Source organism: bacterium (assembly GCA_026129405.1).
GTDB lineage: Bacteria > Desulfobacterota > Binatia > DP-6 > DP-6 > JAHCID01.
Map to the genome: position 1 here is coordinate 1060643 of JAHCID010000001.1, position 24284 is coordinate 1084926.

21 protein-coding genes are annotated in these 24284 nt (G+C 73.6%); 5 read left to right on the forward strand and 16 right to left on the reverse strand.

Annotated features, from left to right (window positions below; translation table 11 throughout):
• Positions 1-2: 2 nt before the first annotated feature.
• The 12 genes from KIT14_04880 to KIT14_04935 form a co-directional block, all read right to left on the reverse strand.
• Positions 3-2348: a hypothetical protein gene (locus KIT14_04880; GenBank protein MCW5889867.1), complete on the reverse strand. Its 2346-nt coding sequence runs from the start codon at positions 2346-2348 to the stop codon at positions 3-5.
• A gap of 22 nt (positions 2349-2370) precedes the next feature.
• Positions 2371-3633, reverse strand: coding sequence for a BatD family protein (locus KIT14_04885; GenBank protein ID MCW5889868.1), 1263 nt, complete (start codon positions 3631-3633; stop codon positions 2371-2373).
• Positions 3630-4289: a tetratricopeptide repeat protein gene (locus KIT14_04890; GenBank protein MCW5889869.1), complete on the reverse strand. Its 660-nt coding sequence runs from the start codon at positions 4287-4289 to the stop codon at positions 3630-3632. Before KIT14_04890 ends, KIT14_04885 begins: the two co-directional genes overlap by 4 nt.
• Complete coding sequence (locus tag KIT14_04895; GenBank protein MCW5889870.1) at positions 4280-6247, reverse strand: VWA domain-containing protein; 1968 nt, start codon at positions 6245-6247, stop codon at positions 4280-4282. The genes KIT14_04890 and KIT14_04895 overlap by 10 nt, the downstream gene beginning before the upstream one ends.
• The gene (locus KIT14_04900) at positions 6241-6477 is read right to left on the reverse strand and encodes a DUF4381 domain-containing protein (GenBank protein ID MCW5889871.1); all 237 of its coding nucleotides are present in this window, start codon (positions 6475-6477) and stop codon (positions 6241-6243) included. The genes KIT14_04895 and KIT14_04900 overlap by 7 nt, the downstream gene beginning before the upstream one ends.
• Positions 6474-6713 carry a DUF4381 family protein gene (locus KIT14_04905; GenBank protein ID MCW5889872.1) on the reverse strand — a complete coding sequence of 80 codons (240 nt, stop codon included), beginning with the start codon at positions 6711-6713 and terminating at the stop codon, positions 6474-6476. The genes KIT14_04900 and KIT14_04905 overlap by 4 nt, the downstream gene beginning before the upstream one ends.
• The gene (locus tag KIT14_04910) at positions 6710-7633 is read right to left on the reverse strand and encodes a DUF58 domain-containing protein (protein MCW5889873.1); all 924 of its coding nucleotides are present in this window, start codon (positions 7631-7633) and stop codon (positions 6710-6712) included. The genes KIT14_04905 and KIT14_04910 overlap by 4 nt, the downstream gene beginning before the upstream one ends.
• A 5-nt stretch (positions 7634-7638) precedes the next feature.
• Positions 7639-8613 carry a MoxR family ATPase gene (locus KIT14_04915; protein ID MCW5889874.1) on the reverse strand — a complete coding sequence of 325 codons (975 nt, stop codon included), beginning with the start codon at positions 8611-8613 and terminating at the stop codon, positions 7639-7641.
• Positions 8613-10163: an arylsulfatase gene (locus KIT14_04920; protein MCW5889875.1), complete on the reverse strand. Its 1551-nt coding sequence runs from the start codon at positions 10161-10163 to the stop codon at positions 8613-8615. Before KIT14_04920 ends, KIT14_04915 begins: the two co-directional genes overlap by 1 nt.
• A 17-nt stretch (positions 10164-10180) precedes the next feature.
• Positions 10181-11176 (reverse strand): haloacid dehalogenase-like hydrolase, encoded by a 996-nt coding sequence (locus tag KIT14_04925; GenBank protein ID MCW5889876.1) that lies wholly within the window; start codon positions 11174-11176, stop codon positions 10181-10183.
• Positions 11177-11446: 270 nt separating this feature from the next.
• A complete protein-coding gene (locus KIT14_04930) occupies positions 11447-11878 on the reverse strand; it encodes a DUF1134 domain-containing protein (protein MCW5889877.1) in 432 nt (143 codons plus the stop codon).
• A gap of 162 nt (positions 11879-12040) precedes the next feature.
• The gene (locus KIT14_04935) at positions 12041-13114 is read right to left on the reverse strand and encodes a WG repeat-containing protein (GenBank protein ID MCW5889878.1); all 1074 of its coding nucleotides are present in this window, start codon (positions 13112-13114) and stop codon (positions 12041-12043) included.
• Positions 13115-13206: 92 nt separating this feature from the next.
• Here KIT14_04935 and KIT14_04940 point away from each other — a divergent pair, with 92 nt between their 5' ends.
• Entirely contained in the window at positions 13207-13710 is a 504-nt protein-coding gene (locus tag KIT14_04940; GenBank protein MCW5889879.1) for a hypothetical protein, read from the forward strand.
• A gap of 4 nt (positions 13711-13714) precedes the next feature.
• On the opposite strand, the gene KIT14_04945 is transcribed toward KIT14_04940, so the two are convergent.
• Positions 13715-16780, reverse strand: a complete 3066-nt coding sequence (locus tag KIT14_04945; protein ID MCW5889880.1) for a sulfatase — start codon at positions 16778-16780, stop codon at positions 13715-13717.
• A 195-nt stretch (positions 16781-16975) separates the two neighbouring features.
• Here KIT14_04945 and KIT14_04950 point away from each other — a divergent pair, with 195 nt between their 5' ends.
• Both KIT14_04950 and KIT14_04955 read left to right on the forward strand, forming a co-directional pair.
• The gene (locus KIT14_04950; GenBank protein ID MCW5889881.1) at positions 16976-18361 is read left to right on the forward strand and encodes an OB-fold domain-containing protein; all 1386 of its coding nucleotides are present in this window, start codon (positions 16976-16978) and stop codon (positions 18359-18361) included.
• Positions 18362-18524: 163 nt separating this feature from the next.
• Positions 18525-19919, forward strand: coding sequence for a 6-phosphofructokinase (locus KIT14_04955; protein MCW5889882.1), 1395 nt, complete (start codon positions 18525-18527; stop codon positions 19917-19919).
• A gap of 3 nt (positions 19920-19922) precedes the next feature.
• Here KIT14_04955 and KIT14_04960 read toward each other — a convergent pair whose 3' ends face one another.
• Genes KIT14_04960 through KIT14_04970 form a run of 3 tightly spaced genes read right to left on the reverse strand, consistent with a single transcriptional unit; the run spans position 19923 to position 21952 of the window.
• Positions 19923-20681: an ABC transporter permease gene (locus tag KIT14_04960; GenBank protein MCW5889883.1), complete on the reverse strand. Its 759-nt coding sequence runs from the start codon at positions 20679-20681 to the stop codon at positions 19923-19925.
• Positions 20678-21604, reverse strand: a complete 927-nt coding sequence (locus KIT14_04965; GenBank protein ID MCW5889884.1) for an ABC transporter ATP-binding protein — start codon at positions 21602-21604, stop codon at positions 20678-20680. Before KIT14_04965 ends, KIT14_04960 begins: the two co-directional genes overlap by 4 nt.
• Before the next feature lie 21 nt (positions 21605-21625).
• On the reverse strand, positions 21626-21952 hold the full coding sequence (locus tag KIT14_04970; GenBank protein MCW5889885.1) for a YnfA family protein: 327 nt from the start codon (positions 21950-21952) through the stop codon (positions 21626-21628).
• Between the two features lie 92 nt (positions 21953-22044).
• Between KIT14_04970 and KIT14_04975 the strand changes: the two genes are divergently transcribed.
• Complete coding sequence (locus KIT14_04975) at positions 22045-23217, forward strand: acyl-CoA dehydrogenase family protein (protein MCW5889886.1); 1173 nt, start codon at positions 22045-22047, stop codon at positions 23215-23217.
• Positions 23218-23273: 56 nt separating this feature from the next.
• Positions 23274-24284 (forward strand): DUF4325 domain-containing protein, encoded by a 1011-nt coding sequence (locus tag KIT14_04980; protein ID MCW5889887.1) that lies wholly within the window; start codon positions 23274-23276, stop codon positions 24282-24284.

The window sequence follows — 24284 nt, forward strand, 5'->3', positions numbered from 1 at the left end:
CCTCAAGGCCGGCGCTCGAGCATCTCCACCATCCGCCGCGCCGCGGGGTCGCCGGTCAGGTCGGCGAGCCGCCGTGCCCACGCGAGCGCACCGGCGCGGTCGCCGGTCTCGGCCGAGTACTGCGCGAGCGTCGCGAGCAGGTCGGGCACGTTCGGGTGCCGTGCCTGCGCGCGGCGCAGCACCTCGATCGCCGCCTTCGGATCGCCGCCGTCGTGCAGCGCGATGGCGTAGACCCAGGCGTGGCGCGGCTCGTCCGGCGCCAGCTCCGCGGCGCGGCGCAGCGCGGGCGCCCGGCGTGGGCGCGCTTCCGGCGCACGAGCGCGAGGCCGAGCAGCGGCCTGCGCCTCGGCCGATCCCGGCGCCGCGGCGATCGCGCGGCGGAGCGGTTCGGCCGCGGCCTCGCGTCCGCTCCCGCGCTGCAGGTCGGCGAGCTGCACGTACGGGGCGGCCCAGGCCGGCGCGCGCCGGATGGCGGTCCCGAGCGCCTTCTCCGCCGCCGCGGCGTCGCCGAGGCGGGCGTCGAGCTGCCCCAGGTTGAACCAGCTCTCGGCGCGGTCGGCGTTGTACGTCTGGCTGGCGCGATACTCGGCGATGACGCGGTCCAGGTCCGCGGCGGCGATGCCCGTGCGCTGCGCGGCCGGGACGTCGAGCACGCTGCCGAGGGCCTCGAAGCGCACGCTGCGCATCGGGTCGCGCAGCAGCGGGCCGGCCAGGGCGACGCGCTCCGGCGGCGCCAGGACCATCGGCGCCGCCTCGGCGGCGGCGCGGCGCACGAGCGGGTCGGCGTCGCGGCTCGCCTGCATGAGCGCCGGCCCGAGGCGGGGCCCGCCGCGCTGGCCGCCGAGCAACCCCACCGCCGTCGCGCGTGCGATCGCCGGCACGCCGCGGTCGTTCGCTGCGCGCAGCAGGAGATCGAGCGCTCCCGCGGCGTTGGTGCGTCCGGCGTGGATGGCCTCGCCCCAATGCCACGGCGCCGGCTTCTGCGGGCCGCGCCACGCCGCCACCTGCGCCGCGGCCCAGGTCGCCGGCCGATCGCCGTGGCAGGCGGTGCAGGCGTTCGGCGTGCCGATCGCCGCCGTGAGGTCGGGCCGCGGCACGCGCAACGAGTGATCGCGGCGGCCGTCGACCACCATGTAGAGCTTCTCGGGCATGTGGCACGACACGCACTGCGCGCCCGGTGAGCCGGGCGCGTGGTGGTGGTGCGCCGGGACGTCGAAGGTCGGCGCCGCGTGGCACCGCGCGCAGAGGACGTTGCCCGGCGCGCGCAGCCTCGCCGAGTGCGGATCGTGGCAGTCGCTGCACTGCACGCCGGCCGCATGCATGCGGCTCTGGACGAAGGAGCCGTACTCGTACACCTCGCCGTCGATCTGGCCGTCGGCGTGGTAGAGCCCCGGGTCTAGCAGGGACACGCGGTGGGTCTGCGCGAGCGGCGTGCCCGGCGCGTCGTCGGGCCAGAGCTGCGCGCCGCGGACGTGACAGCGCCCGCAGGTCTCGAGCTGGACGGGCGACGGCGGCGCGCTGCGGTGCGCGATCGCGGCGCCGGGCGCGAACGTCCAGGTGGCGTCGTCGCGCAGTGCGACGCTGAGCCCGTAGCGCGGCGTGCCGGTGGGCGGCGGGCTCGCAGGAGCGGCCGCCGGGCTCGGAGCGGCTGCCGGCGCGTCGCCTCCGGCGGCCTTCGCCTCGCTGCCGCCGGCGCGCTGCTCGGCCCAGGCGACGTGGGCCGCGCCCGGGCCGTGGCACGCCTCGCAGGCGACGTTGGCGTCGGTCCACGTGGTCGTGAACGCGTCCGTCGCGGCCGCGTAGCCCTTCACGAGGTTGGTCGAGTGGCACTCGGCGCAGGTGAAGTTCCAGTTCTGCTGCGCCGCGGTCCAGTGCAGCTCGTCACGGTGGTCGATGTGCTCGTCGGGGTAGAGATGGAACCAGCGCTGGCCGCCCGCCTCCTTCGGTCGCGCGTCCCAGGCGATGCCGAGCGCCTGCAGGCGTCCGCCCGGCATGGCGACGAGGTACTGCTGGAGCGGCTCCACGCCGAACGTCCACGCGACGGGATAGTCGTGCAGCGCGCCGTCGGGACCGTCGGTACGCACCATGTACGCACCCTCGTGCCGTGAGAACGTGCTGGTGACGCCGTCCTTCGTGAAGCTGGCGCCGTCGAAGCGCCCCTCGACGGTCTCGGGCGTCGGCGTCTCCATGGCGCGGTCGTGGTGCGAGCCCTGCCGCGCCTTCGTCTCGACCGCGTGACAGCGCGCGCAGGCGGCGCCGCCGACCCAGCCCGGCGCGTCCACGCGCCCCGGCACGGGCGCGGCGGCGGCGGGAAGCGCCACGACGAGAGCGAGGAGGAGGCGCGGCACCGCGCCCTGTGTGCCTCGCGGGTCAGGACGGGTTCAAGTCGGGCAGCAGGGTGGCGAGCGCCGGGCGCCGCTGTGCGAGGGTGCGACGATGGCGGGTCAGCGCCGCGGCCAGCGCCGCGCCGCCGACCTGCGTGCGTCCCGCGGCGAGCGCGTCCAGGAGCGCCGTCACCTGGCGGCGGAGCTCCGGGTCGGCGTCGTGGGCCAGCAGGTCGTCGGCGACGGTGGCGCAGCCGGGACCCGCGTGGCGAAGCGCGAGCCAGGCGACGAGGGCGCTCCAGATCGCGGCGGCGCCGCCGCTGCGGCATGCCCGCTCGAGGGCTCGGAAGCGGCCGGGCTCGCTCGCCTCCCAGGCGCTACGCCGCCGCCGCCAGGACGCCGCGAGCGCGTGCCGGCGCCACCACAGGATCGTTGCGAGCCCGGCCATCGCCGCCGCCCATACGGCCCACGTCGCCGGCGACGGCGGCGCGCCCGCGACCTCGAACGTGACCGCGGGCAGCGTCCGCTCGGCGAGCTCGGCGGCGCCGAGGTCCCACCAGCGGAACGTCACCCCGGGCAGCGTGACGCGGTCGGCGCGCGTGCAGACGTAGGTGATCGTGTCGATGCGCGTGCCGACGAGGTCGCCGCGCTCGCTGCGGTCGGTCACCTGCGGCGGCTTCGGGTAGGCGGCGAGGCTGCCGGCCTCGCCGATCGGCAGGGGCGGCAGCAGCATGGCGGGGACGCCGGCGACGGTGCGGGTCACGGTCCACGTGAACGCGTCGCCGACGCGGGCTTTGCCGGGCGCGGGCGTCCACTGCTCGTCGATCGTCATCCGCGTGGTCGCGACCACGTCGTCGCCGGCCGCCACGCCGGGCGGCAGCGCGGCGGTGACGGCGACGGGCGTGGTCGCGAGCTCGTGCGGGATCGCGGCGGCGCCGGGCGCGCCGGTCGTGCCGAAGCGGACGGTGACGGCAGGGATCGTGAACGCGCCGGGACGCAGGGCGTAGAACGCCAGCTCGAGGCGCTGCGAGAGCCAGGTCGTGCCGTCGATCGTGGCCGAGCCGAGCACCGGGTGGGGATCGGCCTGCATCAGCACGGCGCCGGGGATGCGCGGCAGCGCGAAGATCGGCGAGCCGGCGAACGGTGCGGTCGCGGAGAGCGTCACGGCCAGTGTCGCCTGCTGGCCGACGAGGACGGGCGCCGTCGTCGTGAGCGCGGCCTCGAGCCGCACGCCGTCGTCGGCATGCGCCGCGCCGGCGGCGAGGAGCACGCCGAGGAGCCATCCCGCACGGACGCGCCGCCGTCTCACGGGGCAGCCTCCGCGGGTGGCGTGCCTGCCGCCGGCCGGCGGCTCGCCTGGAACGCGAACTTCGCGCGCAGGAAGTCCCCGGGCGTCGTCTGCACGCGGCGCAGCCAGAGCGCCTGCTGCCCGGCGTCGTCGGCCCCGGCGCTCGCATCCGAGGGCTCGGCCGGTCCGCCCGCGTTCCTCGGGCCGTCCAGGACGATGGCGTCGGGCTTCTCCCGGCCGCCCGTGCCGCCTTCGTCGTCCGCCGGCGGCGCCAGGGCGTCGCGGCGGGCGGCGGCGACGGCGCGGTTCGCGCGCGCCGCCTTCCAGTCGGGCCGGATCGCCAGGGCGGCGTCGTAGCTCGCGATGGCGCCGTCGTACTTCCCGCTCATCACGAGCGCGTTGCCGCGGTCGAATGCGGCGTCGGCGCCTCCCACGCGGCCCCACTCCGCCGCCGCGTCGGCGAAGGCGCCGGCGCGGTACAGCGCGACGCCGCGCCAGGCCGGATCCCGGAAGTGGCCCGCTGCGGCGGCGGCGTCGCCGCGACCCAGGAGCAGCGCGCCGCGCTGGTCGGGCGTCAGCCACATGGCGCCGAGCGAGCCGGCGTCGTGGCGGGCCCAGAGGAGCCCGAGCGCGACCACACCGGCGACGGCGAGCCGCGCCCGCCACCTCAGCGCCACGGCACCACCCATCCCGGCCGAAACCACACCAGCACGAGCGCACCGACGACGAACGACAGCGGCCAGCCGGCGTCGTGCCAGCGCTCGCCCGGTGCGGGCGCGCCGGGCGGCGACACCAGTCGCGTCTGCACGCGGCGGGCGAGCGCGCGCACGTCGCCGTCGTCGGGCGTGACGCTCGTCACCGTGGCGTCCAGCGCCTGCGCGGCGCGGCCGAGGGCGGCGCGATCGAGCGGTGGGGCGGGCGGGCCGGCGGGCGGCGCGGGCGTGCCGGCGTCGGCGCCCACGGCGAGGATCTGCACCGGGGCGTGATCGCGCCCGAGCCGTGCGGTCTCGCCCTCGGGCACGCCGTCGGTGACGAGGAGGATCGAGCCCGGGACGCCGGCGCGACGCAGCTGCTGGTCGGCGAGCGCCAGCGCTTCGCCCGTGGCCTCGCCGTCGACCGGCATGACGTCGGGCGACAGCGCATCGGCGAAGCCGGCGACGAGGCCGGCGTCGGTGGTGAGCGGGAGGACGAGGTGCGCGCTGCCGGCGTAGGCGACGAGGGCCGTCCTGGTGCCTGGCCGCTCGGCGAGGAGGTCGTGCACCTTGTGGGCGGCGCGCGCGAGCCGCGACGGCTGCACGTCCTCGGCCAGCATGGTCGGCGTCACCTCGAGGACGACGACCAGCGCCGCCTCGTCGCCGCCGAACGGCGACGGCTCGCGCCGCCACGTCGGCCCGGCGACGGCGAGCGTCGCGACCACGCCGACGAGGAGGAGCAGGTGCACCGGCTGCACGCCGCGCCGTCTGTCGGCGCCGGTGAGGAGATGGGGCAGGAGATGGGGTGCGATCACGCCGCGCCAGGCGCGGCGCTCGTCGAGCCGCGCGCGGATCGCCGTGCACAGCGCGACGGTGGCGACGAGCGCGAGCAGCCACCACGGACGCAGGAAGTGGAACGGCGCCAGCGCCGCGAGCGCCGCGGCGACCGGGGCCGGCGTGCGACGGACGGCGAGGCCGCGGCGCACCACCCAGGCGAGGTGATATGCGAGGCCGAGGAGCAGCCCCGCGCCGAGCGGCACCCAGAAGAGGTCGACACGCGGGCGGTGGCTGACGCGCTCCGCCGGCCGCGTGCGCAGGGCGTCGAGCCTGGCGTAGATCGCCGCGAGCCCGGCGCGGTCGTCGGCGCGCGCGTACTCGCCGCCGGTCGCGGCCGCGACCGCGCGCAGGGTCGCTTCGTCGAGCGCCTGCTCGCCGGCGGCGGCGGGATCGCCGACGGCGACGGTGTGGATGATGACGCCGCGCGCCTTCGCGATCTCGGCGGCGCGCGCCGGCGGCACCTGGCTGCCGGTGTCGTTGCCGTCGGTGAGCGCGATGAGGACCTTGTCCGGGATGCCGTCGTGCTGCTCGAAGACCGTGAGCGCGAGCCCGATCGCGTCGCCGAACGCCGTCTGCGGGCCGGCCATGCGCACCTGGGCCTCGCCGAGGAGGGCGCGCAGCGCGGTCAGATCCTCGCTGAACGGCGCCTGCACGAACGCCGCCGACCCGAAGAAGACGAGGCCGACGCGGTCGCCCCGCCGCCTGGCGAGGAAGTCGTCGAGGACCTCCTTCACGGCGGTCAGGCGATCGACGGTGGCGCCCGAGGCGTCGGTGAAGTCGCGCGTCTCCATCGAGCCCGAGAGGTCCACGGCCAGCAGCAGGTCGCGGGTGGGCACCGTCTTCATGATCGCGGGCTCGAGCCACTGCGGGCGCGCCATCGCCAGGACGACGCAGACCCACACGAGCCAGAGGAGCACGCGCTGGAGCGCTGGACCCGTGACGACGGCCGCGCCGGCGGCGGGCTGCCGTCCCAGCAGCGTCGCCAGACGATCCAGGAACGGCACCGCGAGCGCCCGGCGGGGCTGGCGGTGCGGCGGCAGCACGCGGCCCACGAGGAGCGGCAGCGGCAGCAGCACCAGCAGCCACGGCAGCGCGAGCGTCAGCACGGCCGGTGCTCCGTGATCCAGCGCTCGACCGTGTCGAAGAGCGCGTCGGCGTCGGCGCGCTCCATGCGGACGGCCGCGCGCGGATCGTAGGCCAGCGGCACCAGCGCCGCGCCCGGCCCGGCGGTGAACGCCTGCGTGCCGCCGGTGGCGTCGAGGAAGGCGAGCCAGGCGGAGCCGCTCGACGCCGCGACCGTGGTGCGGGGGAAGGCCGCGAGCGCGGTGCGCTTCACCAGCGCCGGCAGCTCGGCCGGCGCGCCCGCCGCGCGCAGGCGACGGCACTCGGCGCGCCGCGCGGCGATACAGCCGCGTTCGCCTGCCGGCGCCGCCGGGCCGTCCAGGCCGCGCGCAGCACGAGCCCCACCACGACCGCGCCGGCGACGAGCCAGCCCGGCGCCGGCGGCCACCATGCCACCGCGGGCGGCAGCACGACGTCGGCGAGCCGATCGAGGCTGGTCGCGTCGGTCATCGCGCGGCCCGGCCGAGCTGGCGGCGGACCTGTGCGAGCACGTCCTCGCCCGCGTCGACGGCGAGGACGGGGATCTCGCGCTGCCGCGCCAGGGTGCGTTGCGCCGCGCGGCGGGTCGTCGACTCGTCGGCAAAGCGCCGCCGCAGGTCCGCGTCCCCGGTGTCGACCTCCAGCTCGCGCCCGCCGTCGCCCATGACGAGCCGGCCGGCGTCGGGCAGGGTCCACTCGAGCACGTCGTGGATGGCGACCAGCAGCACGTCGTTGTGCGCGGCGAGGCGGGTGACGAGGCGTGCCGTCGCGGCGTCCGTGCCGTCGCCGTCGGTGACGAGGCAGACGAGGTGGTCGTGCGTCGCGACGCGTGCGGCCTGCGCGAGGACGCGGTTCAGCATGCCCGGATCGGCGTCGCCGGGCGCGTCGACGCGCAGCGCGCGGTTGCATGCCACGACGGCGTTGAGGATGCGCAGCACCTGCGCCTCGCTGCGCTGCGGGCGCAGCTCGGTCACCTCGGCGTCGTCGAAGACGAGCGCGCCGACGCGGTCACCGGCGCCGAGCGTGCGCCAGGCGGCGAGCGCCGCCGCCTCGGCGGCGGCCACCGACTTCATCGCTCGCCGGCTGCCGAAGAACATGTGGCGCCGCTGGTCGACGACGAGGAGCAGCGGGCGGTCGCGCTCCTCGGTGTAGATGCGGACCCAGGGCCTGCGCGTCCGCGCCGTGACGCGCCAGTCGATGGTGCGCACGTCGTCGCCGGGCAGGTAGCGGCGCAGCTCGGCGAAGTCGAGCCCGCGGCCGCGCAGGCGGGAGGCGTGGCGGCCGGCGAGGAGCGAATGCAGCGGCTGGCGCGGCAGGAAGGAGAAGCCGCGCGTGTACTGCCGCAGCCGCACCAGCTCGTCGAGCGAGGTGTAGACGCCGGGCGCGTCCATGGCGATCACGCGACGGCGACGCGGGCCGCGATCTCCTTCAGCACGTCGTCGGTCGTGCGGCCGTCGGCGCGGGCCGCGTACGAGAGGATCAGGCGGTGGCGCAGGCAATCGCCGAGCACCGCGCGCACGTCGTCGGGCGTCACGTGGTCGCGGCCGTCCAGCCACGCCCTGGCGCGCGCGCAGCGGTCGAGCGCGAGGCTGCCGCGGGGGCTCGCGCCGACGTGGATCCAGCCCCGGAGCTCGTCGCCGTAGCGTTCCGGGTAGCGGGTCGCGAACACCAGGTCGGCGACGTACTGCTCGATCGCCGGCGCGACGGCGACGGCGTGCACCTCGGCGCGGGCGTCGAACACCGCCTGCTGCGGGATCGGCGCCTCGGCGGCCTTCTCGACCGCGGGCGCCGCCGCCTCCTCGCCGCGCACCAGGCGCACGATCCGTTGCTCGGCGTCCTCGTCGGGGTAGCCGATCGTGACGTGCATGAGGAAGCGGTCCATCTGCGCCTCGGGCAGCGGATAGGTGCCCTCCTGCTCGATCGGGTTCTGCGTCGCCATGACGAGGAAGAGCGGCGGCAGCGGGTGCGTCTTGCCCGCGACCGTCACCTGCCGCTCCTCCATCGCCTCGAGCAGCGCCGCCTGCACCTTCGCCGGCGCGCGGTTGATCTCGTCGGCGAGGACGAGGTTGCTGAACACGGGGCCGGGCTGGAAGCGGAACTCGCCGCCGCCGCCGGCCTCGACGTAGACCTCGCTGCCGGTCACGTCCGAGGGCAGCAGGTCGGGCGTGAACTGGATGCGCGACAACGGCGCATCGAGGTGCCTGGCCAGGCTCTTCACCGCGCGCGTCTTCGCCAGGCCGGGCAGGCCCTCGACGAGGAGGTGCCCGTCGGCGAGGAGCCCGATCACGAGCCGCTCGATCACCGCCTCCTGGCCGATGATCGAGCGGCCCATGCGGGCCTGGAGGTCCTGGATCGCGTCGCGGGCGGGCATCAGTCCTTCGTCGGCTTCGAGAGCTTCGCCATCACCTCGTCGAGGTTGAAGCTCGCGGGCTTCTGGCGCGGCGGGAACTCCTTGAAGCTCGCCAGCCACTGTCCGACGATCGCCTGCGCCGGCACGAGGAGGAAGATGCGGTCGGCCTTCCACTTGCCGTAGAAGAAGCTCTCCTTGCCGCGCTCGAACGGATCGGCGCGGAGGTTGTAGATGTCCGGTGCGCGCAGCTTCGTGAACTCGCGTTCCCAGACCGCGAGCCCGGTGGCCTCCTGCTCGAGGAAGTTCAGCTTCCAGTTCCGGACGCGGATGGCCATGAGGTCGCCGTCGTCGCTCCAGTAGAGGAACTGCTCGCGCGGATCGGCTTTCGTCTCGCCGTTCCAGAACGGCAGCAGGTTGTAGCCGTCGAGGTGGACCTTGAAGGTCTTGCCGCCCGACGCGTAGCCCTTCAGCGCCTTCGCGACGACGTCGGGCTCGCCCGCGGCGGCCGCGAACGTCGGCAGCAGATCCTCGTGCGCGTAGATCTCGTTGCGGACGGTGTTCGGCGGGATGGTGCCCGGCCAGCGGATCAGCATCGGCACGCGGAAGGCGCCCTCCCAGTTGGTCGCCTTCTCGCCGCGGAACGGCGTCGTGCCGCCGTCGGGCCAGCTCATCACCTCGGCGCCGTTGTCGGTGGTGTAGACGACGATGGTGTCGTTCGCGATGCCGAGCTCGTCGAGCTTCTCGAGGAGCTGGCCGACGTGGGCGTCGTGCTCGACCATGCCGTCGGGATAGATGCCGAGGCCGGTCTTGCCGTCCGACTCGGGCTTCAGGTGCGTCCAGATGTGCATGCGCGTCGAGTTGAACCAGCAGAAGAACGGCTTGCCGGCCTTGTGCTGCCGGTCGATGAAGTCGAGCGCCGCGCCGAGGAACTCCTCGTCGACCGTCTCCATGCGCTTCTTCGTGAGCGGGCCGGTGTCCTCGATCTTGCCGTCGGCGGTCGCCTTCAGGACGCCGCGCGGGCCGAAGCGCTTCCGGAACTCCGGATCCTTCGGGTAGTCCGGGTTCTCCGGCTCCTCCTCGGCATTCAGGTGGTAGAGGTTGCCGAAGAACTCGTCGAAGCCGTGCTGCGTCGGCAGGAACTCGTCCTTGTCGCCGAGGTGGTTCTTGCCGAACTGGCCGGTCGCGTAGCCGAGCGGCTTCAGGATGTCGGCGATGGTCGGGTCCTGCGGCTGGAGGCCGACGTCGGCGCCGGGGAGGCCGACCTTCGTGAGGCCGGTGCGGATCGGCGACTGGCCGGTGATGAAGGCGGCGCGGCCGGCGGTGCAGCTCTGCTGCCCGTACCAGTCCGTGAACATCGCTCCCTCGTGCGCGATGCGGTCGATGTTGGGCGTCGTGTAGCCCATCATGCCGCGGTTGTAGACGCTCGGATTGAACCACCCGATGTCGTCTCCCATGATCACGAGGATGTTCGGCTTCTTGCCGGACGGTGCCGCGGCCTGCTGCGCGGCGGCGGGCGCCGCGAGCGCCAGCGCCGCGAGCAGTGCGGTGGTGACGACGGTGTGACGTGTCATGGTCCCTCCTGCTTCGGTCACTCGAACGGGAAGATGCGCTTCCAGTCGTGCTGCATGTCGACGATGCTCCACCCTTTTGCGGTCGCCTCGCCCAGGGCCTCGTCGAGCCGTCCGATGTCGGACCGGCGGTCGTACGCGTACTCGCGCGCGGCGTCGGTGTGGTGGACGAGGCCCATGAAGCGCGGCCCGTCGCCGGCGGCGGTCCACTCGAGCATCTGCTGATCGCCGTCGGAGTTGCCGAAGGCGAGGCGCGGGCGGCGGCCGATGAAGGCGTTGATGCCCACGGGCTTTCCGGGGCCGTCGTCGACGAAGAAGATCTTCGCCTCGCGGAACAGCACCGGGCCCGACGGCTCCACCTGCCACTTCGTCACCGCCGAGCTGCCGACGACCTGCTCCGGCGGCACGCCGTACACGCGCTCGGTCCACGGCCGCATGAACTCGACGCCGCCGCCGGAGACGATGTAGGTCTTCCAGCCGTTCGCGCGCAGGTGGGCCATCAGCTCCAGCATCGGCTGGTAGACGAGCTCGGTGTACGGGCGGTCCCAGCGCGGATGCTTGGCGGTCGCGATCCAGTCGGTGACGATCCGCTCGAACTCGGCCGTGGTGGTGTTCGCGTGCGTCACCATCACCAGCTCGACGATCGCCGGCTCGCCCGCCGCGAGCGCGCCCTTCACGTTGCCGGCGAGGAGATCGGCGAACGGCTGCTTCGTCGTCCACTCGGGATGCCGCGGCGCCAGCGCCTTCACACGCGCGATCGCGAAGGCGAGCTGGGTGTAGAAGGGCATCTCGACCCAGAGCGTGCCGTCGTTGTCGAAGGTGGCGATACGCTCGGGGACGGGCACGAACGAGGGGCCCGGACGCGACGTCTCCTCGACGAAGCGCAGGATGGCCTGCTTGCGTGGCCCGTCGTTCCACGACGGCAGCGGATCGTCGGCGGCGCGCGCCGGCGTCGCCGCGGCGAAGGCGGCGACGGCGACGACGACGAGCGCCGCGGCGAGGCGTCGGAGCCGCATCACCGGCTCGGCGTGATCGACTCGATGCCGTTCATCACCGCGACGGCGCGCGCGAGCCCCGCCGTGCGGAGCGCATGGACCAGGATCGATGCCGACCAGCGCATGTCTGCCTCCCGGACCGGAGCTTCCCGCGCGCGCGGACGCCGGTCGTGTGCGTGGTGGCCCCCGCTAGCATCGTCGCGTGCGCTTCGGCTAGAGGCCGCGAGGATTCATCCTTCGGCGCATCGGGCGCCGGTGCGCGGGACGGGCGGCCGCCCCGCGCATCGCGCGTCACTTCAGGCTGACCTTGAGCCCATCGACGCCGAGCTTGAACTTCACGCCCTGGGTCGTCGACTCGACGCGCATGCGCACGCCGTTCTGGTTCACCATCTCGCTGATGGCGCCCCCGCCGCCGGCCGCGGCGCCCGCGCTGACGGCCGTATAGGTACCCGCGAAGTCGGAGAGCTTCTTCAGGTTGTAGACCTTGCCGGAGGCCGACACGTCGGTGATCCCGACGTCGCCCACCGACAGCCCTTCGACCTTGAGCGCGTGGTTGGCGCCTTTGTAGTGGAGGGTGCCGCTCCCCCAGCTGTAGCCGATGCCGACCGCGATCGAGCCGCCTTCGAACGAGACCGTCGCGTCGGCCTTCTCGTCCGCCGCCGAGACCAACGAGGCCGAAGCCAGCGCGAAGCCGAGCGCCAGCGAAACGAGCATCCTGCGCATGGTGTCTCCTTGGGCCGCGCGCGGCCCGCTGCCCGGGCGGCCCGCATGCCGCGCCGGTGGTGTCCTGCTCGCGAGCTAGCCGGAACTCGGGGGCTTGGGAATACGGGTCGTGCGCGCTTGGTGGTGTCCGGAGTCCGAAGCTCGTCGCCGAAGATCGGGACACTACCGCGCGCGCCAGACGGTGCGGCCCTCGCGGTCGATGTACTCGACGCGGAGCCCGCCGAAGAGGCTGCCCGATTCCATCCGCGCGAGCCCGTCGCGGAAGCGGGAGACGCCCGCCCAGGTGGTGGGGATCACCTCGCGGCCGGCGCGATCGATGAAGCCCCAGGCGCTCCCCCGGCAGACGCCCGCCCGGCCGTCGACGAAGACGCCGACGTGGCGGTACGGCAGCGGCCCGATGACGACCGCGCCGCTGCGGTCGATGTAGGACCAGCCCGCCGGCGTGCGGACGGCTGCGAGGCCCTCGCTGAACGAGAGCGCGTCGCCGGCGCCGGTCTCGATCACCGTGCGGCCGTCGCGGTCGATGACGCTGATCGGCGCGTCGAGCGTCGTGCGCACGATCGCGAGCCCCTCCGCGAACGGCTGCGCCCAGGCGTAGCGGGCGGGGATCACCATGGCGCCGGTGCGGTCGACGTATCCCGCTGCGTCGTCGTCGTAGTCGCCCTCGAACGCACAGGCGCGGCCGTCCTTGAAGCTCGCGATCCAGGCGGCACGCATGAAGCGGAAGGGGATGGCGAGCTTGCCGCTCGTGTCGATGAAACCCGTGCGGCCGTCGCGTTTCACCGCCGCGAGGCCCTCGGAGAAGGGTGCGGCGTCGTCATACTGCGGCGGCACGACCGCGGCGCCGCTGCGATCGACGTAGCCGTACTTCGCCCCTTGCTTCACCCGCGCGCGGCCGTCGGAGAAGTCGCCGGCGCCGTCCCAGCGCAGCGGGATGACGACGCGCCCGCTGCGGTCGATCCACCCCTGCCGCGACACCGTGCGCGAGACGCCGTCGTCGGTCTCCCGGTGGCGCGTGCCGACCGCGGCGAGCCCCTCGGCGAAGGGCTCGGCGTCGTCCCACTGCGGCGCGATGACCATGCGCCCGGAGCGGTCGACGTAGCCCGTCTTGTCGCGCGTCGGCGCGGGGAAGAGCGGACCGTCGGTCGGCCCGGCGGCGCGCAGGGTCGGGGTCGAGCCGAGGACGGCGCCGGCCAGCGCGCCCGCGAGCGCGCGGCGGAGCGCCCGAAACGTCATGGCGGTGCGGTGTAGCGTGCCCGCGGGTCGCCTGCTAGAGCGGCGGCGCCCTGCGGTCCTCGACGATCGCACGGGGGGAAGGACACACGACCATGCACCACCGCCTCGGGGCAGCCGCCCTCGCGCTCGCCGTCCTCGCCGCGCCGGTCGCGGCGCAGACGATCATCGTTCCGAAGCCCGTGCCCTACGCGGTCGACAACGACATCGCCGCCAACGTGAAGGCCGAGTGCGAGCTCGACACGCGCCTCGCCGACTTCATCAAGGAAGGCGCCGCCGGCCAGGGGATCACCGTCGAGCTCGCCGCCGACGTGACCGACAAGACGCCCGGCCGCGTGCTGCTGGTCGAGATCAAGGACGCCGTCAGCTCCGGCAACGCCTTCATCGGCCACGCGAAGTTCGTCTCGCTGCGCGGCCGCCTGCTCGAGAACGGCCAGGTGCAGGGCACCTTCCGCGCCCGCCGCTCGTCCGGCGGCGGCGCGTTCGGCAACTGGAAGGGCTCGTGCGCCGTCCTCGGCCGCTGCATCAAGGTGCTCGGCGAGGACATCGGCAAGTGGCTCCGCGCGCCGACGATGGACGCGGAGCTCGGCGAGAAGTAGCGGCTCAGTCGAAGACGTAGCCCAGCGCGCGCAGCCGGTCCTTCTGCTCCTGGGGCAGCGCCGGCTGCGCCGGCGCCTGGGCGGGGGTCTGGAGGATCCGCCGCTCCAGGCAGGTCGCGGTCTCGCGCATCGCCGTGAGCGGGGCCGTGGCGGCCGCGCCCGCGAAGCGCGGGAGCGGCAGCGTCTCCTCGTGTGCGAGGGTGCCGGTCGCCCGCTCGACGATGCGGATCAGCTCCCAACCGTCGGCGAACACGCCGGTCGCGAGATGCGTGCTCGCGGGATACGGCGCGACGCCGACCCCGGTGCCGACGGCGACCGGGTGCCCGTGCTCCGCGCACGGCGCGGTGGCCGGCAGCATGTTCGGCAGACCGAGCGCCTCGAGGACCAGGCCGGGAATCTCGATCTGCGAGCGGAGCGTCGCGTCGCGCCGTCCCGCGGACTGCCCGGGCACGTGCACCATCAGGGGCACGTGGGTCAGCTCGGGGTACGGTATCTGCGTGAAGTGCCCGAGTCCCCCGTGCTCGTAGAAGAGCTCTCCGTGATCCGAGGTGAAGACGACGACGGCGTCGCGCAGGAAGTCCGCGAGGCGCGGGTCGGCGAAGACGGCCTCGAGCTGGCGGTCGAGCGTGTGCAGGGCGGCTTCGTAGCGTGCGCGCAGACGCCGCGCGCCTTCCTCGGCATGCGCGAGAAAGCCCGCCTGGTCGAGGAGCGCGCCGATCTGGAGGAACGGCACGGCCATGGTGCCCACGCCGGCGCGGGTCAGCCAGTCGAGGCCGGGCCCCGGCGCCACCGAGTAGGGATCGTGTACGGCGTAGGTGTGCAGGAAGGCGAATACCGGCGCGCCGCTCGCCGTCGCGTCGGCGACCCGGGTCACGAACGCCTCGTGCTTGCGCTCGAACGGCTCGTGACGCGAGTCGAACACCTCGAAGCCGCGGTCGAGCCCGAAGGTGGCGGCGACGAGGGCGCCGTCCGCCACCGCCACCGACCTCCAACCGCGCGCGCCGAGGTGGTCCGCGAGGGTCGTCACGTCGGCGGGAAGACCAGCATGCCGTCGCGCCGGAAAGTCGGCGGGGTGACGCCCCGTCAGCATGGCGGCGTGCGTCGGGAGCGTCCAGGTGTCGACCGCGTAGAGCTGCTCGTAGACCGTCGCGCGCGTCGCCAGCCCGTTCAGGAACGGGGCCAGCGCCGCGGACCCGCCGTACGGCGCGAGGAGGTCGGCGCGGACGGTGTCGAGCGAGACCAGGAGGAGATGGCGCGGGCGTGCGGCCGGCTCGTCGGCGGGAACATGGTACAGCGGCCGCGCGAGCTGCACGACGCGTCCCGGCTGCGCACGCGAGTCGCAGTTCTCGCTGCATGCGACGACGACGCGGAGGCCCTGCACGCGACCCGTCGGGCGGCGCAGCACGATCGGCATCCAGGACGCGGCGCGCGGCGTGGCGAAGGAGTCGGTGTAGTCCGCGGCCGGCTCGATCGTGCCGTCCTCGCCGATCCACCCGACCTGGGCCCGGGCGAAGTCGAGCACGCTGGGCAGGGCCGGGATGCGCAGCGTGACGGTGTCCGGTGCGACCTCACGCGCCTGCAGCGCGCGGAAGCGGCATTCCAGGGTCTGGCCGGCCGGAATCCGCCATCCGAGGTGCAGGCCGTCGAGCCGAGCCAGCTCGCGCGGGCCGCGGTAATCCGTGTCGCCTGCGGTGAAGGTCGTCGTCGTGAGCGGCGGCGCGAAGCGCAGGGAGCGGACGACGAACCGGCTCCCGGGTGCGCCGGGGAGGTTCAAGCGCAGCGCCTCGATCGTGCCGCGCCAGCGGGGCGCGTCCCATAGGTCGATCACGGGCTCGCCGAAGATGTTGCGGGGCACCGTGGCCCGGCAGTCCTCCGACAGGGTCGGGCAGCCGGATCCGGCGAAGTGCACCGTGAGCGGGCCGTCGGGCACGTCGTCGCCCTCGAGGACGAGCAGGCGCGCGACGTCCGCCGTCGCGTCCACGGGCAGCAAGAGCCACGGTTGGAACGGCACGCCGGCAGCCGGCTCGTCGAGCCGGATTTCGACGGTGCCGTCCGGGCGCGGCGTGACCGCGGCCTGATTCGTGGTCACGATGGCGGGCGGGTGCTCGCCGCCGAGCAGGGTGAGCGGTAGCGTCTGGGCAGCGAGGCGATCACGATACTCGTCGCGGGGGACGAATGCCGCGCGGCGAACCAAGAGGGGGGTGGGGGCCGGTGCGGTGACATCGAGGCGCAGAGCCGCGATCGTGCCGTGCCACCACGGGTGCGCACCCAGGTCGACGACGAACGTTCCCGGAGCCGTTTCGACCATCCCGAGACGACACGTCTCCATGAAATAGCTGCACACCGACCCGGCGAAGTACGCCTCCAGCCGTGTGCCGGGCGGGGTGTCCAGCTCTGCGACGAGGTAGCGGGCTTCCGCTGCCGGTCGCTCGAGCCCGAACGCGAACCACGCGCGGTACGGCGTGCCGGCGTGGTGCTCGCGCGGCAGGAGGCGCAGCCCGTCACCCGGGTCGTGGCGCGGCGTCGTCGTTTCGGCGGTGGCGAAGACGTCGACCTCGTCGTCGGGACCGATGAGCGGAACTGCGGCGGCGCTCGTGCCCGGGTCGGGATCCGGGTCGTACGTGCCGGCGCGTATGCCGTGCAGCGTGACCGGGCCGGCGTCCGTCGGGAGACGCACCTCGAGGTCGCGCGGCGCGCCGGTGCGGCCGGTGAGGTCGACCGGCACGCGGTGTCGTCCGGGGCCGGGCAGGCGCCTCCGCGCCACGCACGGCGGCCCGGGCGTGCTACACGCGCCGTCGGACCATGCGACCTCGAGTTCCAGGTCGCGCTCGGTGGTGACGTCGACGACGAGTCGGTCGTCGCCGCCGGCGCCGAAGGCCAGCGGTGCGGGCAGCACGACCGCCGGCGCGGGTCCGCGCGGGTGCGCCGTCAGGCCGTCGCCGTCCCGCCACGCGAGTTCGACGTCGCGGCCCTGCGCCGCCGAGTGGATCAGCGACGACAGCGCGTAGCGCGGGAGCTGATCGGGATCGACGGACGTCTCGCGCGCGGACGGGACGACGTCACACTCCATCGGGGTCGAGCGCGTATCGCTGCCGCAGGCGAGAGTCGTGCAGGCCAGGAGGGCGGCCACGCGCGACGCGCGCGACCACCTGTCCAACAGGGTTCGGGCCATCGAGCAGCGGGTAGCACACCACAGGGAACGGAGGTGGGCAACCGACGCGACATCGGTGGCGCCTCTCGGTGCGATCGAGCTAGAACCCCGCCGATGGCAGGCATCGTCCGCTACGGCAGCTACGTCCCGTTCTTCCGGCTCACGCGTGCGGTCCTCGGCGGCGGCAAGGGCGAGCGCGCCGTGGCCAGCTTCGACGAGGACGCGGTGTCGATGGCGGTCGAGGCGGGGCGCGACGCGGTGCGGGGCGACGTCGTGCCGGATGCGCTGCTCTTCGCGACGCTGAGCCCGCCGTATGCCGAGAAGCTGAACGCGGCGACGATCCAGGCGGCGCTCGACCTGCCCGAGGCGATGCTCTCGGCGGAGCTGGGCACCTCGTCGCGCATGGGCACGGCGGCGCTGCTGCTCGGCCTCGATCTCGCGGGCGGCCGCCGCCGGACGCTGGTCTGTGCCGGTGACGTCGCGGTCGGCGCGCCGGGCGGCGGGCGCGAGAGCCAGGGCGGCGACGCCGCGGTCGCGTTCGTCACCGGTCCCGACGACGAGGCGATCGCGCGCTGCACCGGGCGCGCCTCCGCGACGATCGAGATCCTCGACGCCTGGCGGCTTCCCGACGACCGCTTCCCGCGCCAGTGGGAGGAGCGCTTCACCGCCGACACGATGGCGCCCGCGATCCTCGACGTCGCGAAGCGCGCGCTGGCGCAGGCGGGGGTCGAGCCGGGCGCGCTGACGACCGTCATCCTCGACGGGACGAATCCGCGCAGCATGGCCGGTCTGCCGAAGGCCCTCGGGCTTCGGCCCGAGCAGCTCGCGGACACGCTGGCGGCGAGCGTCGGCCGCACCGGCACGGCGCACGCCGGCCTGCTGCTCGCGCGCGCCCTCGACGGCGCCAGGCCGGGCGACCGCATCCTCCTCGTCTGCGAAGCCGACGGCGCCGACGCGCTGGTCTTCGAGGCGACGCCGCGCATCGCCGACAAGCCGCCGGTGCGCAGCGTCGACCGCTGGATCGCGTCGAAGCGCAACGACCTGCCGTACCAGTCCTACCTCAAGTGGCGCGGCATCCTGCCGTTCGAGGCCCCGCGGCGGCCCGATCCGGAGCGGCCGGCGGCGCCGCCGATGCGCCGCCACGAGCGCTGGAAGCTGGCCTTCGTCGGCTCGCGCTGCACGCAATGTCAGGCGGGGCATCTGCCGCCGCAGCGGGTGTGCGTGAAGTGCGGCGCCGTCGACCAGATGCGCGAGGAGCGCTTCGCCGACACCTCGTGCCGGATCGCCACCTATACCCTCGACCATCTCGCCTACACGCTCCAGCCGCCGGTCGTGGCGGCGTTCGTCGACTACGAGGGCGGCGGCCGCTTCTCCTGCGAGCTGACCGACGTCGACCCGAAGACGGTCGCGATCGGCGACCATCTCGAGATGACCTTCCGGCGGCTCTTCACCGCCCAGGGCGTGCACAACTACTTCTGGAAGGCGCGGCCGGGCCGCTGAGCCCGCGCCGGCGCCCGCGCCGATTGCAGCCGCTGCCCGCACGCTGGGCAGCGGGCGCTTGCCGCTCCCGCCGCCGGTCGAGCGTGCGGGCTTGCGCGCGTCCCCGCGCCGGGGCACGACCCTTGCTCATGGATCGTGACGGCGACCGGCATTCGATCCCTGCATGAAGCGCATCGGCATCCTGACGGCGGGCGGCGACACGCCCGCCCTGAACGCCACGATCCACGGCGCGGTCGTGCGCGCGAACCAGCTGCGCATCGAGATCTACGGGCTCATCAAGGGGTTCAACTCGCTGTTCAATCCGCGCGTGCCGCACGTGCACCTGAACCCGCTGTTCCAGGAGATCCCCGAGCTCGATCCGACCAAGGGCGGCACGCTGATCGGCTCGTCGCGCGACTTCGTCGACTCGAGCCGCAGCGACGACATCGACCTCGTCGCGACGCGTCTGGCTCGGCTCGGCATCGAAGGGCTCATCTGCGTCGGCGGCGACGGGACGCTGAACGGCCTGCAGCCGATCGCCGAGCGCTTCCCCGTGGTGCTGACGCCGAAGACGATCGACAACGATCTCGGCCTCAACTACCCGAGCGAGCCCGACGAGTGGGTGCGCAGCCACGACCCCGCCGCCCGGCACGGCGTGCGCTACAAGCGCACCCGCGCCACGACGCGCTTCGACCTCGGCCAGATGATCAACTACGTGACCCCGGGCTACGCGACCGCGGTCTACGTCTCCGCCACCGGCGTCGATCGCGTGCGCACGACGGCGGAGAGCCACCGCCGCATCGCCATCGTCGAGGTGATGGGGCGGCACGCCGGCTACATCGCGCTCGGCAGCGCCTACGGCCGCCCGGACATGGTCCTCATCCCCGAGCACCCGCTCGACCTGGAGCACCTGTGCGAGCGCGTGAAGCACCTCTACGACCTCCAGAAGAACGTCGTCATCGTGTGCGGCGAGGGCATCGTCGACGAGCAGGGGCGGGAGCTCGGTGCCGAGACGCGGACGGCCGACCCGGCCGGCAACGTCGTGCTCTCCGGCGCCGCGGAGGCGCTGCGCTCGAAGCTGATCCAGATGATCGGCGACAAGTACTTCCAGCGCTATCGGCGCGGGAACTCGGCGCGCGAGGCCGTCTTCACTCGTAAGGTCGGCCACACGCAGCGCGGCGGTCGGCCGATCCTCTTCGACCGCTTCTACGCCGCGCTGCTCGGCGCCAAGTCCGTCGAGATGCTGGCCGAGGGCCGCAACAACGCCGTCGCCATCCTCCAGTACGACGCCGAGAACGGCTTTCACGTCGCCGACTGGGACGCCAACCGCTTCCGCGATCGCTGGGGCCACATCCACGCCCGCAGCGTGCACCCCGAGCTGTACGACCCGCAGCTGATGAAGCCGTCGCGGCTCGGCGTCGAGTACCTGCTGCCGATCTTCACCGACGCCATCGGTAACGACGACGCCGAGCACATGCGCGTGACGCTGTTCGCCGCCGCGAACCTCTCGCAGCCGTACCACTCGATCAACACGGACGTGCACAAGCGCATCCGCTACCTGCCGGCCGACGACCTCTGACCGCTATTCCTGGCGGTCGAGGATGCGCGTCGCCGCCGCGAAGCACGCCACCGCGAAGGCGGTGAAGGCGGCTCCCTGCCACCAGAGCGCCGCCGGCGCGCCGATGCCGATGGTCGCGAAGCGCAGCACGTCGACGTGCCAGGTGATCGGGTTCGCGAGCGCGACCGCCTGGAACCACGCCGGCAACGGCTCCAGCGGGTAGAACATCGAGCTCGCGAACAGGAACACGAAGTAGAAGATCGAGGTGACGGTGTTGAAGGCGTCGTTGCGCCGGATGCGCAGGGCGAAGATCGCGTAGAAGAAGAACCAGCCCGCGGTGCCGACCGCGACCGCTACGACCAAGAGCGGCAGGTACCTCCACACGATCGGGATGCCGAGCAGCACGGCGCCGAGCCCGACCGCGATCGCGGCCTGGAGCAGCGCGACGCCGACGTTGAAGAGCACCTTGCCGAGCAGATACTGCGAGCGGCTCAGCGGATACGTCAGCATCTCGTAGAAGATGCCGTTGTCGCGATCCATGAAGAACGACCACGCGGTGTTCGACGCGATCGTGAAGCTCGCCATGCCGAGCACCCCGCCGAGGAAGAAGGCGTTGTAGTCGACGCCGCCCATCGCCGCCGGCGGCCCGAGCGCGGCGTCGATGCCGACGCCGAACACGAGCAGGTAGGCGAGCGGCGAGAGCAGGTCCCAGAAGATGAAGGTCGCGTTGGTCACGCGGATGCGCGACTCGCGGTGCACCACGGCGGCGATCGCGGACATCATTTCGCCATCAGCTCCACGAAGACGTCTTCGAGGCTGGCGCCGCCCATCTCGAGATGCAGCACGTTGCCGCGAGCGGCGAGCCGGCTGACGAGCGCCAGGATCTCGGCCTCGGGCATGCGCACGCCCAGCTCGACGGTGGTGTCGGTGATGCGCAGGTGGAGCGGCGCGAGCGCGCGCAGCTCGGCCTCGAGCCCGGGCGGCACGCGCTCGAAGGTGATCGCGACCTCCTTCATGCCGCTCGACAGCAGCTTCAGCGCGTGGAGGTCGCCGCGCGCCACCTGGCGGCCGTGGTTCATGATGAGGATGTCGTCGCAGAGCTCTTCGGCCTCGCTCAGGATCTGCGTCGTCAGCACGATGGTGCGGCCGCGGGCGGCCTCGCCGCGCAGCATCTCCATCACCGCGCGCTTCAGGATCGGGTCCATGCCGGTCGAGAACTCGTCCATGAAGATCACCGGCGTCTCGACCAGGAAGACCTTCGCCACCTGCACGCGCCGGCGCTGGCCGCCCGAGAGGTCCATCGCCTTGCGCTCGGCCTCGGCCGCCAGCTGGAAGCGCTCGAGCAGGTCGGCGGCGCGGGCTTTCGCCAGACGCGCGTCGACGCCGTGGAAGCGGGCATAGGTGAGGAGGTTGTCGTGTACCGAGAGGAACATCTCCGCCGCCGACTCCTGGATCACCACCGAGATGCGCCGCCGCACCTCGAGGCCCTGCGCCACCACGTCGAAGCCCAGCACGCTCGCCCGGCCCGACGTCGGGGGGATCAGCGTGTTCAGGATCTTGAGCGTCGTCGTCTTGCCGGCGCCGTTCGGACCGAGAAGCCCGAAGATGCTGCCGCGCGGCACCTCGAACGACAGTCCGTCGACCGCACGCACGCCGCGGCGGTAGGTCTTCACGAGCTGCTCGACGCGCAGGGCAGGGGCGTCCAATGGATCCTCGGGCGGGGCGTCTCAGGGCGTTCGGGGGCCGAAGAAGATGACGCCCATGCCGACGAGGCAGATGCCGGCCCCGAGCACGTCCCAGCGGTCGGGTCGTTGTGCCTCGATCAGCCAGAGCCAGCAAACGGCCGTCGCGACGTAGACGCCGCCGTACGCGGCGTAGGTCCGTCCCGCGGCCTCGGGGTGGAGCGTCAGCAGCCAGGCGAAGAGGCCGAGGCTCGCCGCGGCCGGCACGAGCAGCCATGCCGAGCCGCCCGCGCGCAGCCAGAGGTAGGGGAGGTAGCAGCCGACGATCTCGGCGACCGCGGTGACGAGGAAGAGCGCCGTCGTGCGCAGCATGCGCGCACCGTAGCCGAGCGGCCCGACGCGCGCCCGTGGCACCGCGGCCCGGGGCCGGCTAAGGGTCGGCGCCGCACAAGGAGACGCGAACCATGGACCTCGAGCTGAACGACACCGAGCGCATGCTGCGCGACACCTTCCGCGGCTGGTTCACGGGCGAGCTGGAGCCGCACGTGCCCGCCATGGAGCGCGGCGAGCTTTTGCCCTACGACCTCATGCGCACGATGCACCGCACGCTCGGCCTGGAGGCCATGGTGCCGCGGCCGGGCTCGCGCGAGCCGGGGGAGGGCGGCGCCGGGCTGGACGCCAACGTCGCCCGCTTCGCGCGCACCACCTTCGTGGTCGAGATGGCGCGCGTGAGCCCGTCGTTCGCGCTCAGCTACGGCGCCAGCACCGGCCTCTTCGGCGCCAACGTGATCGGCAAGGGCACGCCCGAGCAGGTCGCCGAATGGGCGATCCCGGTGATGCGCTGCGAGAAGATCGGCGCCTGGGGCCTCACCGAGCCCGGCGCCGGCAGCGACGCCCTCGGCGGCATGCAGACGACCGCGCGGCGCGACGGCGACCACTACGTGCTGGCGGGCAGCAAGACGTTCATCACCAACGCCCCCTTCGCCGACGTCTTCCTCGTCTACGCGCGCGTGCAGGGCGGCGAGCAGGACGGCACGATCCAGCCCTTCCTCGTCGACCGCCGCGACGCCGGTCTCACCACCGGCCCGCCCATGAAGAAGATGGGCATGCGCGGCTCGCCCACCGGCGAGATCTTCCTCGACGACGTGCGCCTCCCGGCCGACCGCGTCCTCGGCGGCGGCGTGCGCAAGCGCGATCACGTGAAGTCGAGCCTGGCCCAGGAGCGCGGCGGCCTCTCGGTGCTGTCGTACGGCATCGCCGAGCGCTGCTTCGAGATCGCGCGCGACTACGCGAAGGAGCGGCGGCAGTTCGGCAAGCCCATCGCCGAGTTCCAGCTCGTGCAGCAGCGGCTCGCGCGTATGTGGGTGGCGGTGGCGAACAGCCGGCGCATCGTCTACGCCGACTGGCTCGCCGGCCGCCCGCTGCGCGAGTCCGTCGCCGACGTCTGCGCCGGCAAGCTCTACTGCGCCGAGATGGGGACGTTCGTCGCCTTCGAGGCGATCCACATCCTCGCCGGCAACGGCTACATGGAGGAGTACGTCGTCGAGCGCCTGGCGCGCGACGCCAAGCTCATCGAGCTGGGCGGGGGCACGACGGAGATCCAGATCCTGACCCTGGCCCGCGAGCTCCTGGCGTGAGGTGATTACGAAATGATCGCCTCGACAGTGTGAGGTGATTTTGCAAGGATCGCCTCATGCCGCCTCCGTCTCCGACCGACCGCGTCCGTGACCTGACGGCCCGCCGGGGCGAGGTCCAGAACCGCGACGTGGCGGCGGCGCTGCGGGTGTCGGCCGCCACGGCGCACCGGCTCCTCCAGGCCCTCGTGCTCGCCGGCGTCCTCGAGCGGCGCGGCAAGGGGCGCGCGTCCCGCTACGGGCTGCGCACGATCCGGCGACGGTTCCGCCTGGCCGGTCTCGACGAGCACGCGGCGATCGACGCGATCGCCGCAGACATCGCGGCGATCCGCCCGCTGGGCGCCGACGAGGCGCACACCTTCGCGTACGCCGCCTCGGAGATGCTGAACAACGCGATCGACCATTCGGGCGGCCGCGGCGCCGCGGTCACCGTCGCTTTCGAGGCCGGGGGCGCGACCGCGATGACGATAACCGACGACGGCGTCGGCGTCTTCCGCCGCGTCGCGGAGGAGTTCGGCTACGCCACCCCCGCGGACGCCATCGTCCAGCTCGAGCAGGGCAAGCTGACGAGCGACCCCGCGCGCCATAGCGGCGAAGGGCTGTTCTTCACCTCCAAGGCGGTGTCGCGCTTCCGGCTGGAGAGCCAGGGCGTGGCGTGGGTGGTCGACAACGTCGCGGGCGACAGCGGCATCGGCAGCAGCGAAGTGCGCCGCGGGACCCGCGTGGGCTTCGTGCTCGTCCCGGGGCACGTGCCGCGGCTCCAGGACGTCTTCGCGGCCTTCACCGATCCCGAGAGCCTGGCGTTCCTGCGTACGCGGGCGACGATCCGGCTGGCGGCCTTCGGCAAGACGCTCGTCGCCCGCTCCGAGGCGAAGCGCCTGGTCGCGCGGCTGCCCGAGTTCACCCACGTGACGCTCGACTTCACCGGCGTCGACGTCGTCGGCCAGGGCTTCTGCGACGAGGTCTTCCGGGTCTTCGCGCGTGCGCACCCCGGGGTGACGCTCGAGCCGGTGGGCATGAACGACGCCGTCGCCTTCATGGTGGCCCGCGCCCGCGCCGCGGCACGCTGA